Raw genomic sequence first — 21,548 nt, 5'->3', positions numbered from 1 at the left:
GAACAACACCGGCCGCGTTTCGCGGCCGGCTTCTCTTTGAAGAGTCCGAAAAGAATGGCGATCACGCTCTCTGGCGATCAGGCAATCCCCGGCCCGCCCCTGTCGTCGCGGCTAACCCCGGCGCAGATCTGGGGCATCGTGCTGCTCGCGCCCTATCTGCTCGTCTTCCTGGCCTTCGTGGTCTATCCCGTCTGCTACGGGCTGTGGCTGGCGCGGGCGCCCTCGAACTATGTCGCCCTCTACAACGACCCGATCTTCGCGCGCGCCGCGGTCAACACGCTGATCTTCCTGGTCATCGGCATCAACATCAAGATGCTGATCGCGCTGTTTCTGTCCGGCTTCTTCGCCCAGCAGCGCCCCTGGATCAAATGGCTCTCGGTGATCTTCATCCTGCCCTGGGCGGTGCCGTCGATCCCGACCATCCTGTCGGTCCGGTTCATGCTCAATCCCGAATGGGGCATGATCAACCATTTCATCTTCTCCCTCACCGGCGATGACGGCCCGAACTGGCTCAACGACCCGACCGTGGCGCTGACCATGGCGATCGCCGTCCACATCTGGAAGTCACTACCGTTCTGGACGCTGATCCTGATCACCGGTCGCCTTGCGATCTCGCACGATCTGTTCGAGGCCGCCGAGGTCGACGGCGCGAGTTGGTGGCAGAAATTCCGCTACATCACCTGGCCGTCGATGCAGACGCTCTACGTCACCTGCACGCTGCTCTCGATGATCTGGACGCTCGGCGACTTCAACAGCGTCTATCTGCTCACCGGCGGCGGCCCGGCCGACCTCACGCATGTGCTGTCGACGCTCGGCATCCGCTATCTCCGGCTCGACCAGCTTTCGCTGGCGATGGCGTCCATCGTCTGCGCGATGCCGTTCGTCCTGCCGCTCGTGTACTTCATGATGAAACGGTTGTCGCGATGAAGCTCCCCTCCTTGCGCGAAGTCGGGACCGAAGCGCGGCTCCTGCTGATCGGCATTCCCGTCTTCCTGTGGACGATGATCCCGATCTATCACATGTTCCTGTTCGCGATCTCCCCGAAGGAGGACGCGTTCTCGGGCAAGCTGTGGCCGGACCATCCGACGCTGCACAACTTCGAGATCGTGTTCAAGCAGCAGCACTACTTCCTGCGCGATTTCTACGTCCAGTTCTGGAATTCGGTGGTGATCGCGGCATCCGTCGGCGTGCTGACTCTGTTCATCGCGACCGCGGCTGCGTTCTCGATCTCGCGGCTGAAGGTGCCGGGCGGACGCATGGTGCTGAACCTCGCGCTCTTCACCTATTTCATCCCGGCCGCGTTCCTCGCCGTGCCGATGTACCGGACCATGGGCAATTACGGCCTGCTCAACAATCACTGGTCGCTGATCCTGGCCATGGTGACGATCGCCTCGCCTTACGCGATCTGGGTGCTCAAGCAGGCCTCCGACAAGCTGCCGGTCGAACTGGATGAGGCCGCCGTGATGGACGGCGCGACGACGCTGCAGATCTTCCGCCTGGTCTATCTGCCGCTGATGATGCCCTCGCTGGTCGCAATCGGCACCTATGCGGTGCTGCTGGCCTGGAACGAATATCTCTACGCGTTCCTGCTGCTCTCCAACGATCACGAGATCACTCTCCCGGTCGCGCTCGGCAACTTCCTTGCCGCCGACGATTCGCCCTGGGAGCTGTTGATGACCACCGGCTTCATCTACGCACTGCCGCCGGCCGCGGTCTATTACGCCTTCCGCCGCTACATGGTGGGCGGGCTCACCGCGGGTGCGGTGAAGTCGTAGCCTTCTCTTCGTCATTGCGGGCGAAGCGAAGCAATCCAGACTACCTCTGCAGAGGCAGACTGGATTGATCTTTGTCGCAAGAGTTCCTCGCAATGACAGCAAGGGCTACAACGGTGCCGCGCTCTCGCCCTGCGAACTCGACAGTTTCGAGGCGAGCGAGGCGATGACGATGACGACAGCGATCAGGGCGATCACCAGCGTGCAGATCGCGTTGATCTCCGGCTTCACCCCCAAACGCACCTCGGAGTAGATCCGGATCGGCAGCGTCGCCGAGCCGGGCCCGGTGGTGAAGCTCGCGATCACGAGGTCATCGAGCGACAGGGTGAAGGCCAGCATCCAGCCGGCGACGATCGCGGGGGCGATCAGCGGCAACGTCACGGACACGAATGCGCGGACCGGGTCGCAGCCGAGGTCCATCGCCGCCTCCTCCAGCGAACGATCGAGCGAGCCGAGCCGCGACTGCACGACCACGGCGACGAAGCACATCGTCAGCGTGGTGTGCGCGATCGTCACGGTCCAGAAACCGCGCTCGGCGTTCAGGGCGACGAACAGCAGCAGCAGCGACAGACCAGTGATCACCTCCGGCATCACCAGTGGCGCATAGAGCATTCCGGAGAACAGCGTACGGCCGCGGAAGCGTTCGCCACGCGACAGCGCGACGGCGGCGAGCGTGCCGAGCAGCGTGGCAATGGTCGCGGAGGCGACCGCGACCCGCAGGCTCATCCAGGCCGCCTCGATCATGGCGCGGTCATTGAAGAACGCGTGATACCAGCGCAGCGACCAACCGCCCCACACCGTCACCAGACGCGAGGCGTTGAAGGAATAGATGACGAGAATGAGGATCGGCAGATAAAGGAACGCCAGTCCCAGCGCGAGCGAGGCGATGTTGAAGCGGGAGAGACGGGAGACCTTGCGCATTGTCTCAGCGCCCCAGTTCCAGTTGCCGCCTCTGCAGCCGCTCGTACAGCAACAGCGGCACCAGCAGCACGACCAGCAGCACGATGGCCGCGGCAGAGGCGACCGGCCAGTCCTTGTTGGTGAAGAATTCGAGCCACAAGGTCTGGCCGATCATCAGCGAATTGGAGCCGGCCAGAAGGTCCGGAATGACGAATTCGCCGACGATGGGAATGAAGCACAGCAGCACGCCGGCGCCGACGCCGGGCAGCGACAGCGGGAAGGTGACGAGCCAGAACACCTGCCACGGCGGCGCACCGAGATCGGCGGCTGCCTCCTCCAGCGCCGGCTCCATCTTGGCGAGCGTGGCGTAGAGCGGCAGGATCATGAACGGCAAATAGGAATAGACGATGCCGATATACATCGCGCTGTCGGTGGAGAGCCAGACCACGGGCTGGCTGACCAGATGCAGTGCCAGCAGGATCTGGTTGAGCAGGCCGTCGTGCTGCAGAATGTTGATCCAGGCATAGATGCGGATCAGGAACGAGGTCCAGAACGGCACGATCACCAGCACCATCACCACCGCCTGCCAACTCTTCGGCAGCCGCGCCATGCCATAGGCGATGGGATAGCCGATCAGCAGCAACAGCGCAGTCGCCGTGACGGCGACGGTAAGGCTGCGCACATAAGCAAACACATAGATATCGTCGGAGGCGAGCAGCCTGAAATTGTCGAACGACAGCGCAGCAAGGGCCGCCTTGAGCGCGTCCCATCCCGCCGTCACGTCGAACACCGGATCGTAGGGCGGCTGTGCGATCGCGGTTTGCGACAGGCTGATCTTCAAGACGAAGGCGAACGGCACCAGGAAGAACAGCACCATCCAGACATACGGCGCGATCGCGGCAAAGCGCGCTGGCCTTGCGAAGATGCGGCGGGCGCTCATGATTGCAGCACCACGCAATCATCGGGCGAGAACCAGGCGACGATTTGCTGGTCCACGCTGTAGGCGTCGACATCCAGCCGCGCGCTGTTGGCGACGGACGCCTGCACCGTTCCGCCGGTTTCGAGCTTCACCTTGTAGGTGGTGCTGCCACCGAGATAGCAGACGTCGGCGATCACGCCATCGAGCCGGTTGATCGCCGTCTCATAGCCGGCCTCGCTCACCGGGCCGCGCCGCGACAGCTTGACCTTCTCGGGGCGGATCGCGACCGCCAATTTTCCCGCGCCGACCGGCTCGCGCGGCTCAGCCACCACCAGCGGCCCCGCATCGCGCGTGCCAATGACCAGGCGATGACCATCGCGCAATTTGGTCTCGCCGTCGAATACATTGACGTCGCCGACGAACTCCGCGATCCAGCGCGAGCGCGGCGCCTCGTAGAGTTCGCGGGGGCTCGCGACCTGGGCGAGCTTGCCGGCGTTCATCACACCGATCCGGCTCGCCATCGTCATCGCCTCCTCCTGGTCGTGGGTGACGATGATGAAGGTCGTGCCGAGCCGACGCTGCAATTCCATCAATTCGCCTTGCGTGCTCTCGCGCAGCTTCTTGTCGAGCGCCGCAAGCGGCTCGTCGAGCAGCAAGAGCTGCGGCCGCCGTGCCAGCGCGCGAGCCAGCGCCACGCGCTGGCGCTGGCCGCCGGAGAGCTGGTCGGGCTTGCGCTTCTCCAGCCCTTCGAGCTTCACCAGTGCGACCATCTCGGCTACCCGTGTGGCGATGTCGGCACGCGCCATGCCGGCGCGCTTCAGGCCAAAGGCGATGTTGTCGCGCACGGAGAGATGCGGAAACAGCGCGTAGTTCTGGAACATCATGTTGATCGGCCGCTCATGCGGCAAGGCCTGCGCGATGTCCTTATCCCCGAGCAGGATGCGCCCCTCGTCCGGCGCCTCGAAGCCGGCGAGCATGCGCAGCAGCGTGGTCTTGCCACAGCCGCTCGGGCCGAGGAGCGCGAAAAATTCGCCGGCCCTGATGTCGAGCGAGACACCATCCACGGCGCGGAACGTCCCGAACGTCTTGGCGACGCCCTCGATGCGCAGCAGCGGCTGGCCGGGGGCTGCTTCTCGATCGGCCGCACCTGTCGCGGCGTGCGTTTTGGGCAATTCGTCGGTCATGTTCCCTGCCAACCCCAATTCCGCCGCACGCTAGCGGCCGATCGGCTTTTGCTCAACCGGGTCGGGATGGATCGTTCACACCCGCCATGAACGCGGCGAGCGTGTCGCGATCCGCCGCAGACATCGTCAGGCCAAGCTTGGAGCGGCGCCAGAGGATGTCCTCGGGAAAGCGCGCCCATTCGCAGGCCATCAGGTAGCGCACCTCGGCGCCGGTCAGTTCGGGGCCGAAGGCCGGGCCGAGTTCGTCGCGGGTCTTGGCCTCGCCAAGCACGGCCGAGAGCCGCGAGCCATAGGCCGCGACCAGGCGCCGGGCCTCCCCCTCCGAGAGAAAGCGCCAGCGCTCGCGCGCAAGGTCGACTTGGGTGTCGAAACGGTCCCAGGCGAAATCGCCGCCGGGCAGCGCCGCGCCAGCGGTCCAGCGCGGCGACATCGGATAGAACGGCGTCAACCTCGTCACGGCCCGCTCCGCCCGGAGGCGCGAGGTCGTGACGTCGCCGCCGAACATCGTGATCAGCGGCGCCTTGCGCCGGCGCGCGTGGAACAGCGTCGTGCCGTCGCCTCGCCGTGCGGACGCAGGCGTCAAATTGACGCCGGAGACGGTCCGGATCACGTCGGCCGGGGCGACACGCTCGCGGAAATAGCGACTGGCCGCCTCGCAGAGATAGCTGATATCGGCCCCTCGCATCGCGACGATGGCGGGATCGCCGGTGAAGTCATGCGTGACCGTTCCGATCAGCGTGAACTGCCGCTCGAAGGGAGATGCGAAGATCAGTCGTCCGTCGCTGTTCTGAAAGACGTAGACGTTGTCCGAATCGAACAGCTTGGGCACGATGATCTGGCTCATCTGCATGGCCGCTGCGGCGGGCTGCGGCTGGCGCAGCACCGTCTCCGCGACCATCGAGGCCCACGCCCCGGTGGTGTTGGCCAGCGCCCGGGCCGTGATCGTGCGGCGATGGCCGCGATCGACCATCGCTAGCCGCCATGTGTCGGTCCGATCGGCACGGACGCAGCGCGCACCGGTCCGGATCGCAGCGCCGCGTTCGGCCGCGTCCAGCGCCGTGAGCACCACCAGGCGGGAATCGTCGACGACGCAGTCCGAATATTCGAAGGCCGTGCCGAACGGCCGCTTCAGCGCGTTGCCGACCGGATGATGGGTGATGTCGATGGTCGCAGATCCAGGCAGACCGCTCCGGCTGGTGAGGCTATCATAGAGGAACAGGCCGGCGCGCAGCAGCCAGGGTGGACGCTCGTCGGAATGCGCCGGGATCACGAAGCGCATCGGCCGGACCACATGCGGCGCAATCCGGAGCCAGATCCGGCGCTCGGCCAGGGCCCGGCGCACCCGCCAGAACCCTCGCCGCTCCAGCACCGACAAATCGCCGTGGATCAGCCGCGGTGTCGCCGAGGACGCCGCGCCGCCGAGATCGCCCTGCTCGAACAGGACGACCCGCAGACCGCGGCCGGCTGCATCGCGCGCGAGGCTGACACCGTTCAGACCACCGCCGATGATCGCAAGGTCGTAATCCGCCATGAGGCCGTCGAGAAGGAGCGAAGCGCCCCATCATCACTAAAGCATGATCCGGAAAAGTGCGCAGCGGTTTTCCGAAAAGATCATGCTTGAACAACAACCTAAAGCGCGATGACGATTCATCCTAATCGCGTCGCGCTTTAGAGCCATTTCCGTTCCGATGAAATCGGAACGGGGCTCTCGATTCATATTCTGACGCGTTTTCTTGACGCGGACCGGTGTCCACTTCGCTCGAAAACGCTCTAGCCGGTCTTGAGCGCAAGCTCCATGACCTCGGCGCGACCGACGAGACCGGCATACTTCCCGATCGGCAGCGGCTTACCGAGCAGATAGCCCTGAACGCCGTCGCAGCCCTCCTTGGCGAGGAAGGCGAGCTGCTCGACCGTCTCGACGCCCTCGGCGATGATCGACATTTCGAGGCCGTGGCCGAGATCGATCACCGCACGGACGATCGCAGCCGATTGCGGGTTGCGGCCGAGATTGATGATGAAGGCCCGGTCGATCTTGATCTTGTCGAACGGGAACGCCTGGAGGTAGCTCAGCGAGGAGTAGCCGCTGCCGAAATCGTCCATGGAGATGCGCACGCCGAGCGCCTTCAGGCGACGCAGCAGCGCGAGGCCCCGGTCGAAATCTTCGATCAGCACGCCCTCGGTGATTTCCAGCTCGAGCCGGCCGGGTGCAAGGCCGGTCTCGATCAGGATCGAATGGACGAGGCCCACCACGTCGCCGTGCATGAACTGCGCCGGCGACAGATTGACCGCGACCTGGAGCGGCTTCGGCCAGGACGCCGCCTCGCGGCAGGTCTCGCGCAGGATCCACTCGCCCATCTCGACGATCAGGCCGCTCTCCTCGGCGATCGGGATGAATTCGGCCGGCGAGACCTGGCCGCGCACCGGATGCTGCCAGCGGCACAATGCCTCGAAGCCGATGATCTCGCTCTCGGCAACGCTGTGGCCGGCGACGCCTTGCGGCTGGAAGGCGAGCGAGAGCTCGCCGTTCTTGATCGCCATCGACAAATCCTGGTGCAGCACGCGGCGATCGCGGATCTGCTGATCCATCTCCGGCTGGTAGAGGCTGATCGTGCCGCGGGACTTCTGCTTGGCGCGGAACAGCGCCGCACCGGCATTGGCGAGCAGCGAGGCGCCGTCAGTGCCGTTGTGCGGGAACACCGCCATGCCGGTGGTGGCGCCGGCGCGGACCGCCCGGCCGTCGATCTGGAATTCCTTCGCGACGGCTTCGCCGAGATGCTGCGCCAGCGCGAGGCCGGAATCCGGCTGCTTGCCGTCGATGATGAGGCCGAATTCGTCGCCGGACAGGCGCGCGACCACGCCGCCGCGGGCGGAGTCCTGAAGCCGCTGGGCCACCTCGATCAGGAGCTTGTCGCCGAGTGCATGGCCGAAGACGTCGTTGACCTCCTTGAGGCCGTCGAGGTCGACGCACAGGACGGCGAACTCCTCGTCGGTACCTTCGCAGGCCTCGATCATCTGGGTCAGCGCCTGAAGGAACGCGGCACGGTTCGGCAGATCGGTGAGGCCGTCGTGATAGGCCATGTGCGCCATGCGCGATTCGGTCTGCCTGCGGTCGGTGACGTCCTCGTGGGTCTTGATCAGATATTGCGGCTCGCCGGCATCGCCGAGCACGGTGGCGCGGCGGGTCAGGAACAGTCGCAGGCCATCCTTGGTCGAGATCGGATGTTCCTCGGTGATCATCCCGCGTTTCTTGATCGCGGCCTCGTCGCGCGCGATGATCAGCTTGGCTTCCTTGGGGTTGAAGATATCTGACGCGGTCAGGCCCGTGGCTTCCTCGCGCCGGCGATTGAGGATCGTCTCCGCGCTGCGATTGGCGAGCAGATAGCGCCCATCCTTGACCTGCTCGACGATCAGCGCCACCGGGATGTTGTCGACCACCAGTTCGAGGAACTTCTTGGTGCTCTCCAGCTCCTTCGACAGCGAGCGGCGGTCGGTGATGTCCTCGAACACGAGCATCAGAAATTCGGGCTTGTTGCTCTCGTTGCGGACCACGATCCGGATCGAGGCGACCATGCGCCGCTCGCCGCCGCGATCGACCTCGAATTCGTTGCGGAACTGGCCGTCCGGCGAATCGAGTGCTGCCCGGTCGGTCGCCTCGATGCTACCAGCCGAGGCGGGTTCGAACAGCTCGCGCGCATTCTTGCCGACGACGTGGTCGCGCGAGAAGCCCCAGAACCGCTCATAGGCGCTGTTGGCGAAGATATAGCGGCCATCCTCGATGTTTTTCGCGGCCACGCAGGCCGGGACGTTGTCCAGCAGCGTTTCGAGGAATTGCTTGGTCGAGGCGAGCTGTCGCGAGAGCTTGCGCTGCTCGCTGACGTCGAGATGCGTCGCCACCGAACCGCCGTTGGGCAGCACGAAATATTTCACCAGGATGGCCCGCCCGTCCGGCAGTTCGGTGATCAGGCCGTTGGTGCTGGCCGCCTTCTCGTAGAACTCGTCGTCGGAGGCGACGCCGAGCACCCCGCGCTTGCGTCGCAGCTCGAGCAGCTCATGGCCGCTCATGTTGGCCCAGACATCCGAGCGCGTCAGGCCGTAAATCTCGAGATAGCGGTCATTGCAGAAGATGATGCGGCGCTGCGAATCCGTCATCACCACGCCCTGATTGAGATTGTTCATGGCGGAGGAGACGAAGGCATTGCGCCGCAGCTGCAAGCGCCGGGTCCGGCGCAACGAGGAATGGATCCACAGCGCGATCGCGGCGAGGAAGGCACAGACGACGATGCCCGCGATCAGGGCTTCCCAGACCACGTTGGGATCGAGCTCACCAAGAAAGCTCGGCGCGGCAAGGCCGTCCGACAGCGCAAAGGCGCGCGCGGGCGCAACCGTGCCGGCCAGACACACAACGGCCTGCACAGCAATCGGAAGCGTGCTGCCCTCGTGCCAGTTCTTCTCAGCCATCAGCCACCCGCGATTTCAACGTCGGATTGTCTGGCTTCACGGGTTTGGATCGGGTAAACGCCTGTACGCGCAACAGAAAAATGTGACGTGAAATACGCCAATTGCCCTGACATGATAAATTCTTCCTTAACGGAAAACGGCCGGGCGCCATTCTTCCCGGGCCTGATGCCACCGGCGCTCCCAGCGGACATGCTGCACAACCATGGATAGGGTCGATTGCGTCGTCATCGGAGCTGGCGTGGTCGGGCTCGCGGTGGCCCGAAAGCTGGCGCAGGCCGGGCGCGAGGTCATCGTGCTCGAGGAGGCCGAGGCGATCGGCACCATCACCTCCTCGCGCAACAGCGAGGTGATCCATGCCGGCATCTACTACCGCGCCGGGAGCTGGATGGCGCGCATGTGCGTCGACGGCAAGCACGCGCTCTACCGCTACTGTGCCGAGCGCGGCATCCCGCACAAGAATTGCGGCAAGCTGATCGTCGCGACCAGCCCGCAGGAGACCGCGAAGCTGCAATCGATCAAGGCGCATGCCGAGGCCAATGGCGTGCTCGACATGCAGCTGCTGGCGGGCGAGGCGGCACGCGCGCTGGAGCCGGCGCTGGCTTGCGATGCCGCGCTGCTGTCGCCCTCAACGGGCATCATCGACAGCCACGCCTACATGCTCTCGCTGCGGGGCGAAGCCGAGGCATCAGGCGCGGCTTTCGCGTTTCACACCCCGCTGATCCGCGCCAAGGCGGCCGGCGGCGCCATCGAGATCGAGGCCGGCGGCGAGGCGCCAATGACGCTGCAATGCAGCCTCCTCGTCAACGCCGCGGGGCTCTCGGCGACGAAGGTGGCGCGCAACATCGACGGCATGCCGCTGGACCGAATTCCGCCGGCCTATCTCGCCAAGGGAAATTACTTCAGCTGCAATGCCAAGGCGCCGTTCTCGCGCCTGATCTACCCGGTGCCCGAACCTGGCGGGCTCGGGGTGCATCTGACGCTGGACATGGCAGGCCAGGCGCGCTTCGGCCCCGACGTCGAGTGGATCGAGACGATCAACTATGAGGTCGATCCGTCGCGCGCCGAGCGCTTCTATCCGGCGATCCGCAAATATTGGCCGACGCTGCCTGACGGCGCGTTGATGCCGAGCTATTCGGGGATCCGGCCGAAGATCGTGCCGCCCGCGGTGGCAACGCAGGACTTCTTGATGCAGGGGCCACGCGATCACGGCGTCGCGGGCCTGGTCAACCTGTTCGGCATCGAATCGCCCGGACTGACGTCATCGCTGGCGATCGCAGATCACGTCGCCGAGCTCGCAGACGTCTAAAACCGCGCAAACATCTTTGCACGGTGCGCCCTGTAGCAGGGATGAGCGCAAAGGCTCCCATCCCTGCGGATAAGGGTTCGATCAACTCTACACTGTTACGGGGGTTGCTAGTGGAGCGTGTCGCCGTGCTTCAGACGCTCGATCTGGTCCTTGACCATCAACTTCCGGCGCTTCAACTCAACAATTTGCAGGTCGTCTGTTGAAAGGTGCACGAGAGCGTCGTGCAATTCGTTTTCGAGAAGTTTGTGCTTCCGTTCCAATTCAACGAGATGTGCCTGAATTGTCATTCGAAACCTCCTCGGTAGGGTTGAACCTTAGGATTCGATCCGGACAATGAAGTCTACATCACCGATTCGTTCTGTCGATGGGTATCCGTCGTCGCAGCTTCATTTTTGAAAATTCATATGTAACGAAGCGTGAGTAAAGGAACCACGCGGGAAAAATCCATGATATCAATGCGCTCGCGCAACCCATCAGCGCCCCCCGCAGAAATATGTTGCGGGAGATCGGCGAGCGAGGGTCGCAGATCGCTTGCGGTCACGCCGCGCAAGGGCGATAATTTCCACAGGGCATCCACAGCCTTAGTCTCACGCCTTATCGGTTTTCGGCCACCGCAGACATGACCAATGAAGATGAGCGTGAGCTCGAAGCCGAGCTCACCCGGTTGCAGCAGGAACACCGAGATCTCGATGCGGCGATCGATGCACTGCATCAATCGCCCGCGCCCGACCTGTTGCGGTTGCAGCGGTTGAAGAAGCGCAAGCTGTTGTTGCGCGACCGCATCGCCTTCATCGAAGACCAGATTACCCCTGATATCATCGCTTGATCCGTGAGCTGCTTGGCGCGGCGGTTCGCGCATGAATCCGCTTGACTCGAAAAGAACAAAATAGGAACATTTGGGCACCCCAACCGCCCCAGGAAACGCCCCAGGACAACTGAAGGAACAATGCAGATGTCGACAGCCGCCCTTCTCGACAACAGCCATTATGAGGAGGCCTGCGACCAGGCCATCGCGATGTGCGACGGCAATCTGCGCAGCACCATCAAGGCGCTGATCATGGCCAACGAATATCTGGAAGCCGAACTCGAGGAATTGCAGGCGGCGATCTCCGCCGGCTGCATTCCGGAAACCTCGCGCAGCAAGATGCGGAGCAAGAGCAGCGCCGCCTGAGTTTCAAAGCGCGATGGAGATCGCGCTTTTATTTCGTGCATGATCTTGTCGGAAAACCGCTTCACACTTTTCCGGATCATGCTCCATCGGAGCAACGCCATGTCGGATGTGACCTATTACGTTGCAATGCCCTTCTTGATCGACGCCGACGGCTCGCCTGTCGCCGGCGCCGCGGAAGAATGCCAGAGTTCGACGGCCGCGTTGCGGCGCGCCGAGGCCTTGTCGCGCGGCGCAGGCCACATCGGTGCGGTCGCGTTCAGCCGCAGCGGCGATCCCATGACCGGCGAATTCGGTGACGCCACGCTGCTGCGCAAATTCGGCAACGTGCCGGAAGATCTCGCCACGCTGTAAGAATCAGCTGCCGACCAGCCAGATCCGCGGCTCGTGCCGCCGGTGCGCCTTGCGCACATACATGGCGGCATCCGCCTCCTCGAGGGCGCGGGCCGCATCGGAATGCGGTCCCAACGACGCGACGCCGGCGGAGGCGCCCGCGGTGACGTGCTGGCCGCGAAAGACGAAGGACAATTCGTCGATTGCCTGTTCGAAGGCGGCGGCCTTCGCCTTGGCATCGGTCTCGCTCAGATTCCACAGCAGCAGCGCGAACTCGTCGCCGCCGAGCCGGCCGACCACGTCGGAGGCACGGACCTGCCTCGCCAGTGTGGCGACAATCGCCTTGAGCACCTCGTCGCCGGCGGCATGACCGAATGAATCGTTGATCGGCTTCAACCGATCGACGTCGAGCACGATCAGCGCCCCGCTGGCGCGGTAGCGCTTCATGTAGGCGATGGCGCGCGCGAGCTCGCGCTCGAAGCCGCGCCGGTTGGGAATCTCGAGCAGGAAATCGGTATCGGCCGCAGCTTCCAGCTCCGCGACCCGGCGCTGTGCATGCTTGAGCTTGGTCCGCAAGCCCCGGATCGTGGCTTTGACGGTTGCCTTGGCTCCATCATCGCCGGACGCCCCGCGCCGCGGCGGCTTCGCCGGACGCCTGGTCAGCCGCTTCGGGGCGGCTTTGGAACGGCCGGCGCTGTTCTTCCGGCCCGCTTTGGCCTTCGCAGCGCTCGCCCTTTTTGGTTTCTTCATGGGCATCCTGCTCAATGAAGGCTTGCGGGGATTCACCAAGACAGGATAGTGGATTCCCTTCTCCTTGCCACCGCCTTGCGAGCCGCCGGCCGGAACCGTTAATCTGGCCTATCCTTCTGTTTTTCGGGCACAATTAACGTCATGACCGCGCCGATCGCCATCATCATGGGAAGCCAGTCGGACTGGGACACGATGCGGCACGCCGCCGACACGCTTGCTGCGCTCGGCATTGCAGCCGACAGCCGCATCGTTTCGGCCCACCGCACCCCCGACCGGCTGTTTGCTTTCGCCAAGGGCGCCAAGGCCGCGGGGTACAAGGTCATCATCGCCGGCGCTGGAGGCGCTGCGCATCTGCCCGGCATGGCGGCGGCGCTGACCGAACTGCCGGTATTCGGCGTTCCCGTCGAATCCAAGACACTCAGGGGCCTCGATTCGCTCTATTCGATCGTCCAGATGCCGGCCGGCATCCCGGTCGGCACCCTCGCCATCGGCAAGGCCGGCGCGACCAACGCCGCGCTGCTGGCAGCGTCCGTCCTGGCATTGTCCGACCCGGCCTTGTCCGATCGCCTCGCCGCCTGGCGCAAGGCTCAGACCGAGGCGGTCGCCGAGCGCCCGGAGGACAAGGCGTGACCGACAGCAGGCACGTGAAGCTGAAGCCCGGTGACACCATCGGAATCCTCGGCGGCGGACAATTGGGCCGGATGCTGGCGATGGCTGCGGCGCGGCTCGGCCTGCGCTGCCAGGTGTTCTCGCCCGATCCGGACTCGCCGGCCTTCGACGTCGTCTTGAACGCGACCTGCGCCGAATATGCCGATGTCGAAGCGCTCGAGCTGTTCGCGGGCGACGTCGACGTCATCACCTACGAATTCGAGAACGTGCCCTCGGCCGCTGCGATGGTGCTGGACGCGCGCCGCCCGGTGCTGCCCAATCGCAAGATCCTTGAGACCACCCAGGACAGGCTCGCCGAGAAGGATTTTGTCACGCGCCTCGGGATCGGCACCGCAGCCTACGCCGACGTCACCTCCGTCGCCTCGTTGCGCGAGGCGATCGCCAGGATCGGCCTTCCGGCCGTGCTCAAGACCCGCCGCTTCGGTTATGACGGCAAGGGCCAGGCCATCATCCGCGAGGGCGACGACATCGCCAAGGTGTGGACCAGCCTCGCCACCAAATCGGCGATCCTGGAAGCCTTCGTGCCGTTCGAGCGCGAGATCTCCGTGATCGCCGCTCGCTCGGTCACAGGCGAGGTCGAGTGTTTCGACGTCACCGAGAACGAGCACCGCGACCACATCCTGAAGATATCCCGCGCGCCGGCGCCGATCCCGGCTGCGCTTGCCGAGGAAGCGCGCAGCATTGCCGGAAAGATCGCGAGCGCGCTCGACTATGTCGGCGTGCTCGCCGTCGAGATGTTCGTGCTCGCCAATGGCACGGGACCGAAGGTGCTGGTCAACGAGATCGCCCCGCGCGTGCATAATTCCGGGCACTGGACGCTCGATGGCGCGTCGGTCTCGCAGTTCGAGCAGCACATCCGCGCCATCGCCGGCTGGCCGCTCGGCAAGCCGGTCCGGCACGGCGAGGTCGTCACCATGACCAACCTGATCGGCGACGAGATCAACGACTACGAGAAGTGGCTGTCTGTGCCGGGCGCGACCGTGCACATCTATGGCAAGGGGGCGCCGCGTCCCGGCCGCAAGATGGGCCACGTCACCGAAATCGGGCCGTCGCAAGGCAGGTGAACCAGAGCAAGTGAGGGGACCGCAGCAATCGCTGCGATCCCGCTTGGCAATCTGTTGACGCGTTTTCTAGACGCGAACCGGTATCCGCTTCGCTCGAAAACGCTCTCTACGCCGTCTTCACGCCGGCGACGATTCCTGCGGGCTCCTCGCTGAGCCAGCGATAGATCGCCCCGCCCAGCGCACCGCCGATCAGCGGTGCGACCCAGAACAGCCAAAGCTGCGCTGTCGCCCAGCCGCCGACGAACAGCGCAGGGCCCGTGCTGCGCGCCGGGTTCACCGACGTGTTGGTGACGGGGATGCTGACGAGATGAATCATCACCAGCGCGAGCCCGATCGCGAGCGGTGCGAAGCCTGCGGGCGCGCGGCCATGCGTGGCGCCCATGATGATGAACAGGAACATCATGGTCATCACCACCTCGGTGAGGAAGCACACGATCATGCTGTACTGGCCGGGCGAGTGCGCATCATAGCCGTTGGATGCGAAGCCCTTGCTGACGTCGAATCCGGGAGCCCCGCTCGCGATGACATAGAGGAGCCATGCAGCCACGATCGCACCAGCCACTTGGGCGATCACGTAGGGCAGGATCTGCCCGGCGGGGAAACGGCCGCCGGCAGCAAGACCGACGGTGACCGCGGGGTTGAGATGGCAACCCGAGATATGGCCGATCGCATAGGCCATGGTGACCACGCTGAGCCCGAACGCGAGGGAGACACCGACCAGGCCGATTCCGACCTGCGGAAAGCCGGCGGCGATCACCGCGCTCCCGCAACCTGCGAATGTGAGCCAAAAGGTCCCAATGGCTTCGGCAGCGTATTTCTTGATATCCATGTGCAGTCCCCTGCTTTCAAGATTCCGGAACAAAGCTCCGGAAACGGCCCCACCATTGGCGTCAAATCTCCCAAATCAGGGCCGCACGGAGATATTTTGCCTCATTTAATGGCTGAACTTGGCCCGAATTCCCGCTTGGCCGGTGGACATCCAGGGTTTTGTCTGGTACATCCGCGCCCTCAAGGTTAAGGGCTTGCGCGTTTCGCCATCCCCTTCGTCTTACCAGAATTCAAATCCGATCCACTGAAGAGGATGCCGCGTGCAGGTTCTCGTTCGCGATAACAATGTCGATCAAGCCCTCAAGGCGCTGAAGAAGAAGATGCAGCGCGAGGGTATTTTCCGCGAGATGAAGCTCCGCGGTCACTACGAAAAGCCCTCCGAGAAGAAGGCCCGCGAAAAGGCCGAAGCCGTGCGCCGCGCGCGCAAGCTGGCCCGCAAGAAGCTGCAGCGCGAAGGCCTGCTGCCGATGAAGCCGAAGCCGGTGTTCGGTGCCGGTCCCGGCGGTGATCGCGGCGGTCGTGGTGGCCCGGGTGCAGGTCCGCGCGGACCGCGCTGATCTACCGGATCTTGCAAGACTTCAGTTTCCGATGACGCGGGCCACTGGCCCGCGTTATTGTTTGTGAGCGGTGCCTTCTGGGACGGGCACGACCGGTGCGGCACGAGCGCGAGCGAACCGTAGATGGCCTCCCCTTTTCCCGAGCGCGGCTTGGCGCGGCGACGCCAGATCTGGTGGCCGTTCGCGCTGGCTTTGATGGGGATTGCGCTATGCGGCTGCTCCTTCGATCTGGGATCGTTGATGCCGGAGAAGGACAAGCCGCAGGAGGCACCCAAGGAAGCCGCGCCCGCTGAGAGCGCGGTGAGCGCCGCCAACGTCACCGAAGCTCAGGCTCACACCGCAAAGGCGCAATCCCTGGCGAAGTCAGGCGAGACCGCGGCAGCGCTCGAGGAGTTCAATCGCGCCGTCGGGCTCGATCCCTACAATGCCCAGGCGCTCTATGGCCGCGCGCTGATCTATCAGAGCAAGAACCAGCACGACTTCGCGATCGCCGATTTCAGCGCTGCGAGCGGGCTCAACCCGCAGAAGGTCGAGCCGCTGCTCGGCCGCGCCACCAGCTATCTCGCGCTCGGCAAGGTCAAGGAGGCCGCAGCCGATCTGGATGAGGCCTCCGAGGCGGATCCGCACAACGCGCAGGTCTGGACCACGCGCGGACAGGCCTATGAACGGCTGGGCGACAAGGCCAAGGCGGCGGCGTCCTACACCAGGGCCGTCTCGCTTCGTCCACGCGACGACACCGCACGCAGCGGCCTCGCCCGCGTCGGCGGCTGACGGCTTGGGCGCAGGCAGCTACTGTCGTCTTAGTCGGGGGTGGCGCTCTTCGGCAGCACGGAGTGGAACATCGACTTCATGCCCGACAGCATCTCGTCGGCCACATTGGTCTTCTTCGGCCGCGGCATGGAGGCACCGGCATCGGCGCGCAGGTCGAGGGGCGGCGCAATCACCGGCACGGGAATATCAGCCGGCGGCGTTATCCGATTCGGATCATCGTTGCCGACCGAGGCGGTGTAGGGCGGATTGGCCGACGAGGAGCCATTATTGCCATAGGCCTCAGGTGAGGGCGTCGACACCGTAATCGGCGGCGGCAGCGGGCGGACCGCGGACGGCTCCATATTGATGACCCGCGGGGCCTCCGGCGCGCGGGAGGCTTCCCGCACCGCAGGCTCGGCTGACCTCTCGGCTGACTTGGCCTCTGACGGCCGAACCTCGGCCGGCTTGGTTTCGGAAGATCTGGCCTCGACGGACTTGCCTTCAGACGACTTGCCTTCAGACGACTTGCCCTCAGGCGTCTTGCGCAGGCGCTCGATCGCGGCACGCACGAGATCGTTGGCATCCGGGGTCGCAGCCGGCGCCGAATTGGCCTCTGCCACCGGGGCAGCGGGAGCGGGTACACCCGCGGCAGGGGTCGACGTCGGCGTAGCCTTGGCGGCCGCCTTCTCGCGCGCCGACGGCTTGCCACGCGGGCTCGCTTCGGCCGGTGTCACGTCCGCAGCCTTGTGCTCGACGGCCGGCTGATCGGCGGCCTTCTCAGCCGCCGGCTTGTCCGTCACGCTCTTCTCGGAGATGCCTTTCGCCTTGACGCCGGGCGCCGGGAGATTGGCGACATCGGCGGGCTTGCCGTTCTTGCCGGCCTCGGCAGGAGCCACAACGGCCGCAGGGGTATCAGCCGCCGGCTTGGCGTTGATGTAGTGGTTAACGATGTACGCCCCGATGATCGTCGCGAGCACCGAGGGGAAAATATCCATTGAAATTTTAGCGAGGTATTTCAGCATTCCGGCCACTCCCCGCGCGATCTGATGCGGGAACTTTGGGGCATTGTAAGGGATCAACTGCGACGGATCGATGGCAAGTGGTAGGGTCGGATTTACGGCTTTAGCTCGATCTCAAGGAACACGATCTCGGTTGAGGTTTCGTTAAGTACGTCATGTTGGACGCCCGCCTTGCGGAAATAGGATTTCCCGGCCGCAAGCTGCGCCTTGGACCGCTCGCCGCCGGGGGCCACGATGGTCATCTCCCCCGCCACGACGGGAACAATCACGTAGTCCATGCCGTGGGTGGTGATGCCCCGTGGCGCTGCCCGGACCGAGGCGCCACTCGGTCACCCGCACCTCCTCGTTATCGACCTGAACCTCGGATCTGGCGGCAAGCATCGGGAACTCTCCTGGGGCGCGACCCGGACCCTGTAGGGCCGCGGACGCGCAAAGTGGGTCAGGGCACGAAAACCATGAACACGTAGACGGCAAATACCACCATATGGACCAGCCCGAACAGGACGTTTGTTCTGCCCGTGCCGAAGGTCAGCATGCTCAGGAAGAAGGTCAGGAGCAAAAGCACGCTGCCCTGGGCGCTGAGGCCGAGTTCGAGCTCCTTGTCGAGCGCGTAGGTGGCGACGCCGACGGCCGGGATCGTCAGCCCGATGGTGGCGAGCGACGAGCCGAGCGCGAGGTTGATGCTCTTCTGCAGGTCGTTCTTGCGGGCCGCAGCTACGGCCGCAACGCCTTCCGGCATCAGGATCAGGAGCGCGACCAGAAGGCCGGCATAGGCCGGAGGCGCGCCGATCTTGACCGCAACGGCATCGACCACCAGCGAGAACTTCTTGGCGAGCAGCACCACCGCCAGCAGCGCAATCAGCAGCAGCACGACGCTGAGCACGAACATCCCGCCCGGCAGGTGCAGCTCTCCGCTGTCCCCGTCCGCCCGTTCATGGACGAAGTAATCCTTGTGCAGGACCGTCTGGGTGTAGAGAAATACCCCGTACAGCGCGAGCGTGACCACGTCGACGAAACCGAGTTGCGCTGCCGAATAGACCGGCCCGGGCGTGCTGGTCGTGTAGTTCGGCATGATCAGCGTGATGGTCGCCAGCGCGAACAGGACGCTGAGATAGACGTTGGCGCCGGAGAGCTGAAAACCCTGCTCGCGATAGCGCAGGCCGCCGATGAAGATGCAGAGCCCGACGAGGCCATTGCAGACGATCATGACCACGGCGAACACCGTGTCGCGCGCCAGTTCCGGCGCGGGCTTGTCACCCAGCATGATCGTGGTGATCAGCGCCACCTCGATGATGGTCACCGAGAGCGTCAGCACCAGCGTGCCGTAGGGCTCGCCGACCCGTTCGGCGATCACTTCGGCATGATGAACCGCAGCGAACACCGTGCCGAACAGGATGACGAGCAGCACGGTCGCGAAGACGAGCCCGCTCAGCGAGAGCGTGAACACGTAGTTCGTCGCGCTGACGGCTGCGAACAACAGCACGGCCAGCGCCGGAAAGATCCAGGCCGACCGGGGCATCGGATTATGCGCGCTCATCCACCGGCTCCAATCGTTTCAGCCGAGCAGTAGCAAATCGGCCGGCAGATTCAATGCCAGCGCAGGATCGGCGCGACCGGCAGCAAGGTCAGCAGCAGGAACAGCGGGATCAGCACGGCACCGGCCCGCAGGAGATAACCGAAGAAGCTCGGCATCTCGATGCCGTTCTCGCTGGCGATGCTGCTCACCATGAAGTTCGGCGCGTTGCCGATATAGGTCAGCGCTCCCATGTAGACCGCTCCCATCGAGATGGAAGCGAGCGTGCCCGACATCTCGTGCATCAGCGTTTGGGCATCGCCGCCGGCGAGCTGGAAAAACAACAGATAGGTCGGCGCATTGTCGAGGAACGCCGACATCAATCCGGTAAACCAGAAATAGGCGACCTCGCGCGGCGTGCCGTCCGGTGCCGTCACGGCTGCCAATAGCCCCGCGAAGGCGCCGTGGTGACCGGCGTTGAGCATGGCAATGACCGGAATGATGGCGACGAAGATGCCCGCGAACAGCTTTGCGACCTCGCGGATCGGCTCCCAGGTGAAGCCGTTGGCCAGCCTGTGCTCGTCCGGCGTCAGCCACACTGACAGCGCCGCAATGGCCAGCAGCGCCAAATTGCGCGCGATATCCTCCAGCTCGAGCTTCGTTCCGAGAACATCGAAGGCAATGCCGGGCTTCCACATCGCCGACATCAGCAGGCTCGCGACGATGGCAGCTATCAGCGCGAGATTGACGAGGCCGCGGATGCGGACCGGCTTGGCGGGGCCGGCCTCCCCGAGCAAAGGCTCGCTGCGGAAGCGCCAGACGTCGATGGCGGCGAAGATCGCGAGCAGCAATCCGGCCACGAGCGCGGTCTGCAGCCAGATGGTCCGTGTGGTCCAGAAGAAGTCGATGCCGTGCAGGAAGCCGACGAACAGCGGAGGATCGCCGAGCGGGCTCAACGCGCCGCCGACATTGGCAACCAGGATGATGAAGAAGACGATGACATGGGCGTTGTGGCGCCGCGGCCGGTTGGCTCGGATCAGTGGACGAATCAGGATCATCGCGGCCCCCGTGGTGCCGACGATGCTCGCACCCAGCGTGCCGAGCGCGAGGATGCCAACATTGGTCGCCGGCGTGGCCTTGATGTCGCCGGTAATGAGAATGCCGCCGGCCACGACATAGAGCGAGAACAGCAGCACGATGAAGCCGAGATATTCGGCGAGCATGGCGTGAACGAGCGCCGCCAGCGTCGCCATGCTGCCGGCAAAGATCACGAGCGCGACGAGCGCCGCCAGCGACCAGGCAGCGGCGATCTTGCCGTAATGATGGTGCCAGATCTTCGGAAGCAACAGCGGCCCCAGCGCGATCGACAGCAACAGGCCGGCAAAGGGCAGCGCATAGGGCCAGCGCATCGCCGCACCATCGAGCCCGGTTGCGGCCCATGCCTGCTGCGGCAACAAGGTGAGGATGGCGACGAGGCAGACGCCCCGGAGCCGCATGACAGGTCGTTTAATATCCAATGAAGCGCCTTGCCGTTTCGACCGCACCGAAACTATCGAGATTGTCATGTCCGCCGCCCGCAAAGCGAACGAACTGCTTCGGTTCATGCGCGAGCGCGAACAGACGCTCCCCGAACAGGATCGAAATGGCAAGATCATTGGTGCCATGCATCACCAACAGCGGCACCGTGACGCGTGCGATCCGTTCGTCGGAGCGAAACTGGTCGCGCATGAGAAGGCGCACCGGCACGTACCGGAATGCCAATGCGGCAATGTCGGCCGTCGAGGTGTACGGCGCCTCCAGGACCAATTTGCCGATGGCGTGTTCGGTGGCGAGCCCGACCGCCACGCCCGTCCCGAGCGAAAAGCCCCAGGCGACGATTCGTTCCGCCTCGTAGCGGGTGGTGGTGAAGGCGTAGGCAGCGGCGGCATCGCGCAGCAAGCCCTGCTCGCTCGGCGCGCCGCTCGAGCCGGCATAGCCGCGATAGGACAGCGCGACGAGGCCGGTGCCGTCAGCAATCATCGCCTTGAAGCGGCTGACACGACCGGCAAGAAAGTCGCCATTGCCCGGGAAGTACAGGATCACGGGACGGCCGGCCCTTGCCGGCACGTGCCAGGCGATGACCTTCTCGCCGTCCGATGTGGGTCAGGACGTGCTCCTCCGCCTCGGGACAATCCGCCGCATCAGGAGAGGTCCGCCTGGCAGTCGGTATGGGGAACAGCATCTCGCGCTGCCGGACATACAGCACGACGAGCCCGGCGAGATAAACGGTCGCGAGCAGGACGATGGTCCATTTGGCGATGGTGATCATTGCGCGGCCGGCCCCGGTTTGAACTCAGGACTTGCGACGGCTCCGCAGCA

22 protein-coding genes and 2 pseudogenes are annotated in these 21,548 nt (G+C 64.6%); 11 read left to right on the top strand and 13 right to left on the bottom strand.

Going from position 1 to position 21,548, the window contains the following annotated elements; genetic code table 11:
* Positions 1–54: 54 nt before the first annotated feature.
* Positions 55–927, top strand: a complete 873-nt coding sequence (locus UNPA324_RS32190; RefSeq protein WP_128917814.1) for a carbohydrate ABC transporter permease — start codon at positions 55–57, stop codon at positions 925–927.
* Positions 924–1,775 carry a carbohydrate ABC transporter permease gene (locus UNPA324_RS32185; protein WP_128917815.1) on the top strand — a complete coding sequence of 284 codons (852 nt, stop codon included), beginning with the start codon at positions 924–926 and terminating at the stop codon, positions 1,773–1,775. Before UNPA324_RS32190 ends, UNPA324_RS32185 begins: the two co-directional genes overlap by 4 nt.
* Positions 1,776–1,880: 105 nt before the next feature.
* On the opposite strand, the gene UNPA324_RS32180 is transcribed toward UNPA324_RS32185, so the two are convergent.
* From UNPA324_RS32180 to UNPA324_RS32160, 5 genes are all read right to left on the bottom strand, one after another.
* On the bottom strand, positions 1,881–2,693 hold the full coding sequence (locus UNPA324_RS32180; protein ID WP_128918208.1) for an ABC transporter permease: 813 nt from the start codon (positions 2,691–2,693) through the stop codon (positions 1,881–1,883).
* A gap of 4 nt (positions 2,694–2,697) precedes the next feature.
* Entirely contained in the window at positions 2,698–3,612 is a 915-nt protein-coding gene (locus tag UNPA324_RS32175; protein WP_128918209.1) for an ABC transporter permease, read from the bottom strand.
* Positions 3,609–4,775 (bottom strand): ABC transporter ATP-binding protein, encoded by a 1,167-nt coding sequence (locus UNPA324_RS32170; protein ID WP_128918210.1) that lies wholly within the window; start codon positions 4,773–4,775, stop codon positions 3,609–3,611. Before UNPA324_RS32170 ends, UNPA324_RS32175 begins: the two co-directional genes overlap by 4 nt.
* 52 nt (positions 4,776–4,827) lie before the next feature.
* Entirely contained in the window at positions 4,828–6,306 is a 1,479-nt protein-coding gene (locus UNPA324_RS32165) for a glycerol-3-phosphate dehydrogenase (RefSeq protein WP_128918211.1), read from the bottom strand.
* Between the two features lie 239 nt (positions 6,307–6,545).
* The gene (locus UNPA324_RS32160; protein WP_128918212.1) at positions 6,546–9,233 is read right to left on the bottom strand and encodes a sensor domain-containing protein; all 2,688 of its coding nucleotides are present in this window, start codon (positions 9,231–9,233) and stop codon (positions 6,546–6,548) included.
* Positions 9,234–9,435: 202 nt separating this feature from the next.
* Here UNPA324_RS32160 and UNPA324_RS32155 point away from each other — a divergent pair, with 202 nt between their 5' ends.
* On the top strand, positions 9,436–10,539 hold the full coding sequence (locus UNPA324_RS32155) for an NAD(P)/FAD-dependent oxidoreductase (protein ID WP_128918213.1): 1,104 nt from the start codon (positions 9,436–9,438) through the stop codon (positions 10,537–10,539).
* 107 nt (positions 10,540–10,646) lie between these two features.
* On the opposite strand, the gene UNPA324_RS32150 is transcribed toward UNPA324_RS32155, so the two are convergent.
* The gene (locus UNPA324_RS32150; RefSeq protein WP_028138361.1) at positions 10,647–10,826 is read right to left on the bottom strand and encodes a YdcH family protein; all 180 of its coding nucleotides are present in this window, start codon (positions 10,824–10,826) and stop codon (positions 10,647–10,649) included.
* Positions 10,827–11,158: 332 nt separating this feature from the next.
* Here UNPA324_RS32150 and UNPA324_RS32140 point away from each other — a divergent pair, with 332 nt between their 5' ends.
* The 3 genes from UNPA324_RS32140 (at position 11,159) to UNPA324_RS32130 (ending at position 12,061) form a co-directional block, all read left to right on the top strand.
* Positions 11,159–11,365, top strand: a complete 207-nt coding sequence (locus UNPA324_RS32140; RefSeq protein ID WP_008546179.1) for a YdcH family protein — start codon at positions 11,159–11,161, stop codon at positions 11,363–11,365.
* Between the two features lie 126 nt (positions 11,366–11,491).
* The gene (locus UNPA324_RS32135) at positions 11,492–11,710 is read left to right on the top strand and encodes a hypothetical protein (RefSeq protein WP_128918214.1); all 219 of its coding nucleotides are present in this window, start codon (positions 11,492–11,494) and stop codon (positions 11,708–11,710) included.
* A gap of 99 nt (positions 11,711–11,809) precedes the next feature.
* Positions 11,810–12,061, top strand: a complete 252-nt coding sequence (locus tag UNPA324_RS32130; RefSeq protein WP_128918215.1) for a hypothetical protein — start codon at positions 11,810–11,812, stop codon at positions 12,059–12,061.
* 3 nt (positions 12,062–12,064) lie between these two features.
* On the opposite strand, the gene UNPA324_RS32125 is transcribed toward UNPA324_RS32130, so the two are convergent.
* Positions 12,065–12,703 (bottom strand): GGDEF domain-containing protein, encoded by a 639-nt coding sequence (locus UNPA324_RS32125; RefSeq protein ID WP_246667312.1) that lies wholly within the window; start codon positions 12,701–12,703, stop codon positions 12,065–12,067.
* Here UNPA324_RS32125 and UNPA324_RS35880 point away from each other — a divergent pair.
* From UNPA324_RS35880 to UNPA324_RS32115, 3 genes are all read left to right on the top strand, one after another.
* Positions 12,633–12,839, top strand: coding sequence for a hypothetical protein (locus UNPA324_RS35880; RefSeq protein WP_246667316.1), 207 nt, complete (start codon positions 12,633–12,635; stop codon positions 12,837–12,839). The two genes, UNPA324_RS32125 and UNPA324_RS35880, sit on opposite strands and share 71 nt — an antisense overlap.
* A gap of 92 nt (positions 12,840–12,931) precedes the next feature.
* The gene (gene purE, locus UNPA324_RS32120; protein WP_128918217.1) at positions 12,932–13,420 is read left to right on the top strand and encodes a 5-(carboxyamino)imidazole ribonucleotide mutase; all 489 of its coding nucleotides are present in this window, start codon (positions 12,932–12,934) and stop codon (positions 13,418–13,420) included.
* Positions 13,417–14,523 (top strand): 5-(carboxyamino)imidazole ribonucleotide synthase, encoded by a 1,107-nt coding sequence (locus UNPA324_RS32115; protein WP_141938000.1) that lies wholly within the window; start codon positions 13,417–13,419, stop codon positions 14,521–14,523. Before purE ends, UNPA324_RS32115 begins: the two co-directional genes overlap by 4 nt.
* Positions 14,524–14,629: 106 nt before the next feature.
* On the opposite strand, the gene aqpZ is transcribed toward UNPA324_RS32115, so the two are convergent.
* Positions 14,630–15,352: an aquaporin Z gene (gene aqpZ / locus UNPA324_RS32110; RefSeq protein ID WP_141937998.1), complete on the bottom strand. Its 723-nt coding sequence runs from the start codon at positions 15,350–15,352 to the stop codon at positions 14,630–14,632.
* 259 nt (positions 15,353–15,611) lie between these two features.
* Here aqpZ and rpsU point away from each other — a divergent pair, with 259 nt between their 5' ends.
* Positions 15,612–15,908, top strand: coding sequence for a 30S ribosomal protein S21 (rpsU, locus tag UNPA324_RS32105; protein WP_008546194.1), 297 nt, complete (start codon positions 15,612–15,614; stop codon positions 15,906–15,908).
* Between the two features lie 123 nt (positions 15,909–16,031).
* Positions 16,032–16,679, top strand: a complete 648-nt coding sequence (locus UNPA324_RS32100) for a tetratricopeptide repeat protein (RefSeq protein ID WP_141937996.1) — start codon at positions 16,032–16,034, stop codon at positions 16,677–16,679.
* 29 nt (positions 16,680–16,708) lie between these two features.
* Here the strand turns inward: UNPA324_RS32100 and UNPA324_RS32095 are convergent, their stop codons facing one another.
* The 5 genes and pseudogenes from UNPA324_RS32095 to UNPA324_RS32075 form a co-directional block, all read right to left on the bottom strand.
* Positions 16,709–17,680: a hypothetical protein gene (locus UNPA324_RS32095; RefSeq protein WP_141937994.1), complete on the bottom strand. Its 972-nt coding sequence runs from the start codon at positions 17,678–17,680 to the stop codon at positions 16,709–16,711.
* A 92-nt stretch (positions 17,681–17,772) separates the two neighbouring features.
* Positions 17,773–18,058, bottom strand: a pseudogene (locus UNPA324_RS32090) (cupin domain-containing protein).
* Between the two features lie 58 nt (positions 18,059–18,116).
* A complete protein-coding gene (locus UNPA324_RS32085) occupies positions 18,117–19,214 on the bottom strand; it encodes a calcium:cation antiporter (RefSeq protein ID WP_141937992.1) in 1,098 nt (365 codons plus the stop codon).
* 50 nt (positions 19,215–19,264) lie between these two features.
* Complete coding sequence (locus tag UNPA324_RS32080; RefSeq protein ID WP_164936106.1) at positions 19,265–20,686, bottom strand: sodium:proton antiporter; 1,422 nt, start codon at positions 20,684–20,686, stop codon at positions 19,265–19,267.
* Between the two features lie 10 nt (positions 20,687–20,696).
* Positions 20,697–21,498, bottom strand: a pseudogene (locus tag UNPA324_RS32075) (alpha/beta hydrolase).
* Positions 21,499–21,548: the final 50 nt, after the last annotated feature.

Origin of the sequence: Bradyrhizobium sp. UNPA324 (genome assembly GCF_006658635.1) — a bacterium.
In the GTDB taxonomy this organism is placed as follows: Bacteria; Pseudomonadota; Alphaproteobacteria; order Rhizobiales; family Xanthobacteraceae; genus Bradyrhizobium; species Bradyrhizobium nanningense.
This window is presented reverse-complemented; position numbering and strand designations above follow the sequence as displayed.

Bases quoted from the DNA above. Each gene is read 5' to 3' on its own strand.
- UNPA324_RS32080 (WP_164936106.1), bottom strand. From the start codon at position 20,686: ATGCGGCTCCGGGGCGTCTGCCTCGTCGCCATCCTCACCTTGTTGCCG.
- UNPA324_RS32185 (WP_128917815.1), top strand. From the start codon at position 924: ATGAAGCTCCCCTCCTTGCGCGAAGTCGGGACCGAAGCGCGGCTCCTG.
- UNPA324_RS32085 (WP_141937992.1), bottom strand. From the start codon at position 19,214: ATGAGCGCGCATAATCCGATGCCCCGGTCGGCCTGGATCTTTCCGGCG.
- UNPA324_RS32160 (WP_128918212.1), bottom strand. From the start codon at position 9,233: ATGGCTGAGAAGAACTGGCACGAGGGCAGCACGCTTCCGATTGCTGTG.
- UNPA324_RS32130 (WP_128918215.1), top strand. From the start codon at position 11,810: ATGTCGGATGTGACCTATTACGTTGCAATGCCCTTCTTGATCGACGCC.
- UNPA324_RS32180 (WP_128918208.1), bottom strand. From the start codon at position 2,693: ATGCGCAAGGTCTCCCGTCTCTCCCGCTTCAACATCGCCTCGCTCGCG.
- purE (WP_128918217.1), top strand. From the start codon at position 12,932: ATGACCGCGCCGATCGCCATCATCATGGGAAGCCAGTCGGACTGGGAC.
- UNPA324_RS32175 (WP_128918209.1), bottom strand. From the start codon at position 3,612: ATGAGCGCCCGCCGCATCTTCGCAAGGCCAGCGCGCTTTGCCGCGATC.
- UNPA324_RS32095 (WP_141937994.1), bottom strand. From the start codon at position 17,680: ATGCTGAAATACCTCGCTAAAATTTCAATGGATATTTTCCCCTCGGTG.
- UNPA324_RS32150 (WP_028138361.1), bottom strand. From the start codon at position 10,826: ATGACAATTCAGGCACATCTCGTTGAATTGGAACGGAAGCACAAACTT.
- UNPA324_RS32100 (WP_141937996.1), top strand. From the start codon at position 16,032: ATGGCCTCCCCTTTTCCCGAGCGCGGCTTGGCGCGGCGACGCCAGATC.
- UNPA324_RS32170 (WP_128918210.1), bottom strand. From the start codon at position 4,775: ATGACCGACGAATTGCCCAAAACGCACGCCGCGACAGGTGCGGCCGAT.
- UNPA324_RS32190 (WP_128917814.1), top strand. From the start codon at position 55: ATGGCGATCACGCTCTCTGGCGATCAGGCAATCCCCGGCCCGCCCCTG.
- UNPA324_RS32140 (WP_008546179.1), top strand. From the start codon at position 11,159: ATGACCAATGAAGATGAGCGTGAGCTCGAAGCCGAGCTCACCCGGTTG.
- UNPA324_RS32165 (WP_128918211.1), bottom strand. From the start codon at position 6,306: ATGGCGGATTACGACCTTGCGATCATCGGCGGTGGTCTGAACGGTGTC.
- UNPA324_RS32135 (WP_128918214.1), top strand. From the start codon at position 11,492: ATGTCGACAGCCGCCCTTCTCGACAACAGCCATTATGAGGAGGCCTGC.
- aqpZ (WP_141937998.1), bottom strand. From the start codon at position 15,352: ATGGATATCAAGAAATACGCTGCCGAAGCCATTGGGACCTTTTGGCTC.
- UNPA324_RS32155 (WP_128918213.1), top strand. From the start codon at position 9,436: ATGGATAGGGTCGATTGCGTCGTCATCGGAGCTGGCGTGGTCGGGCTC.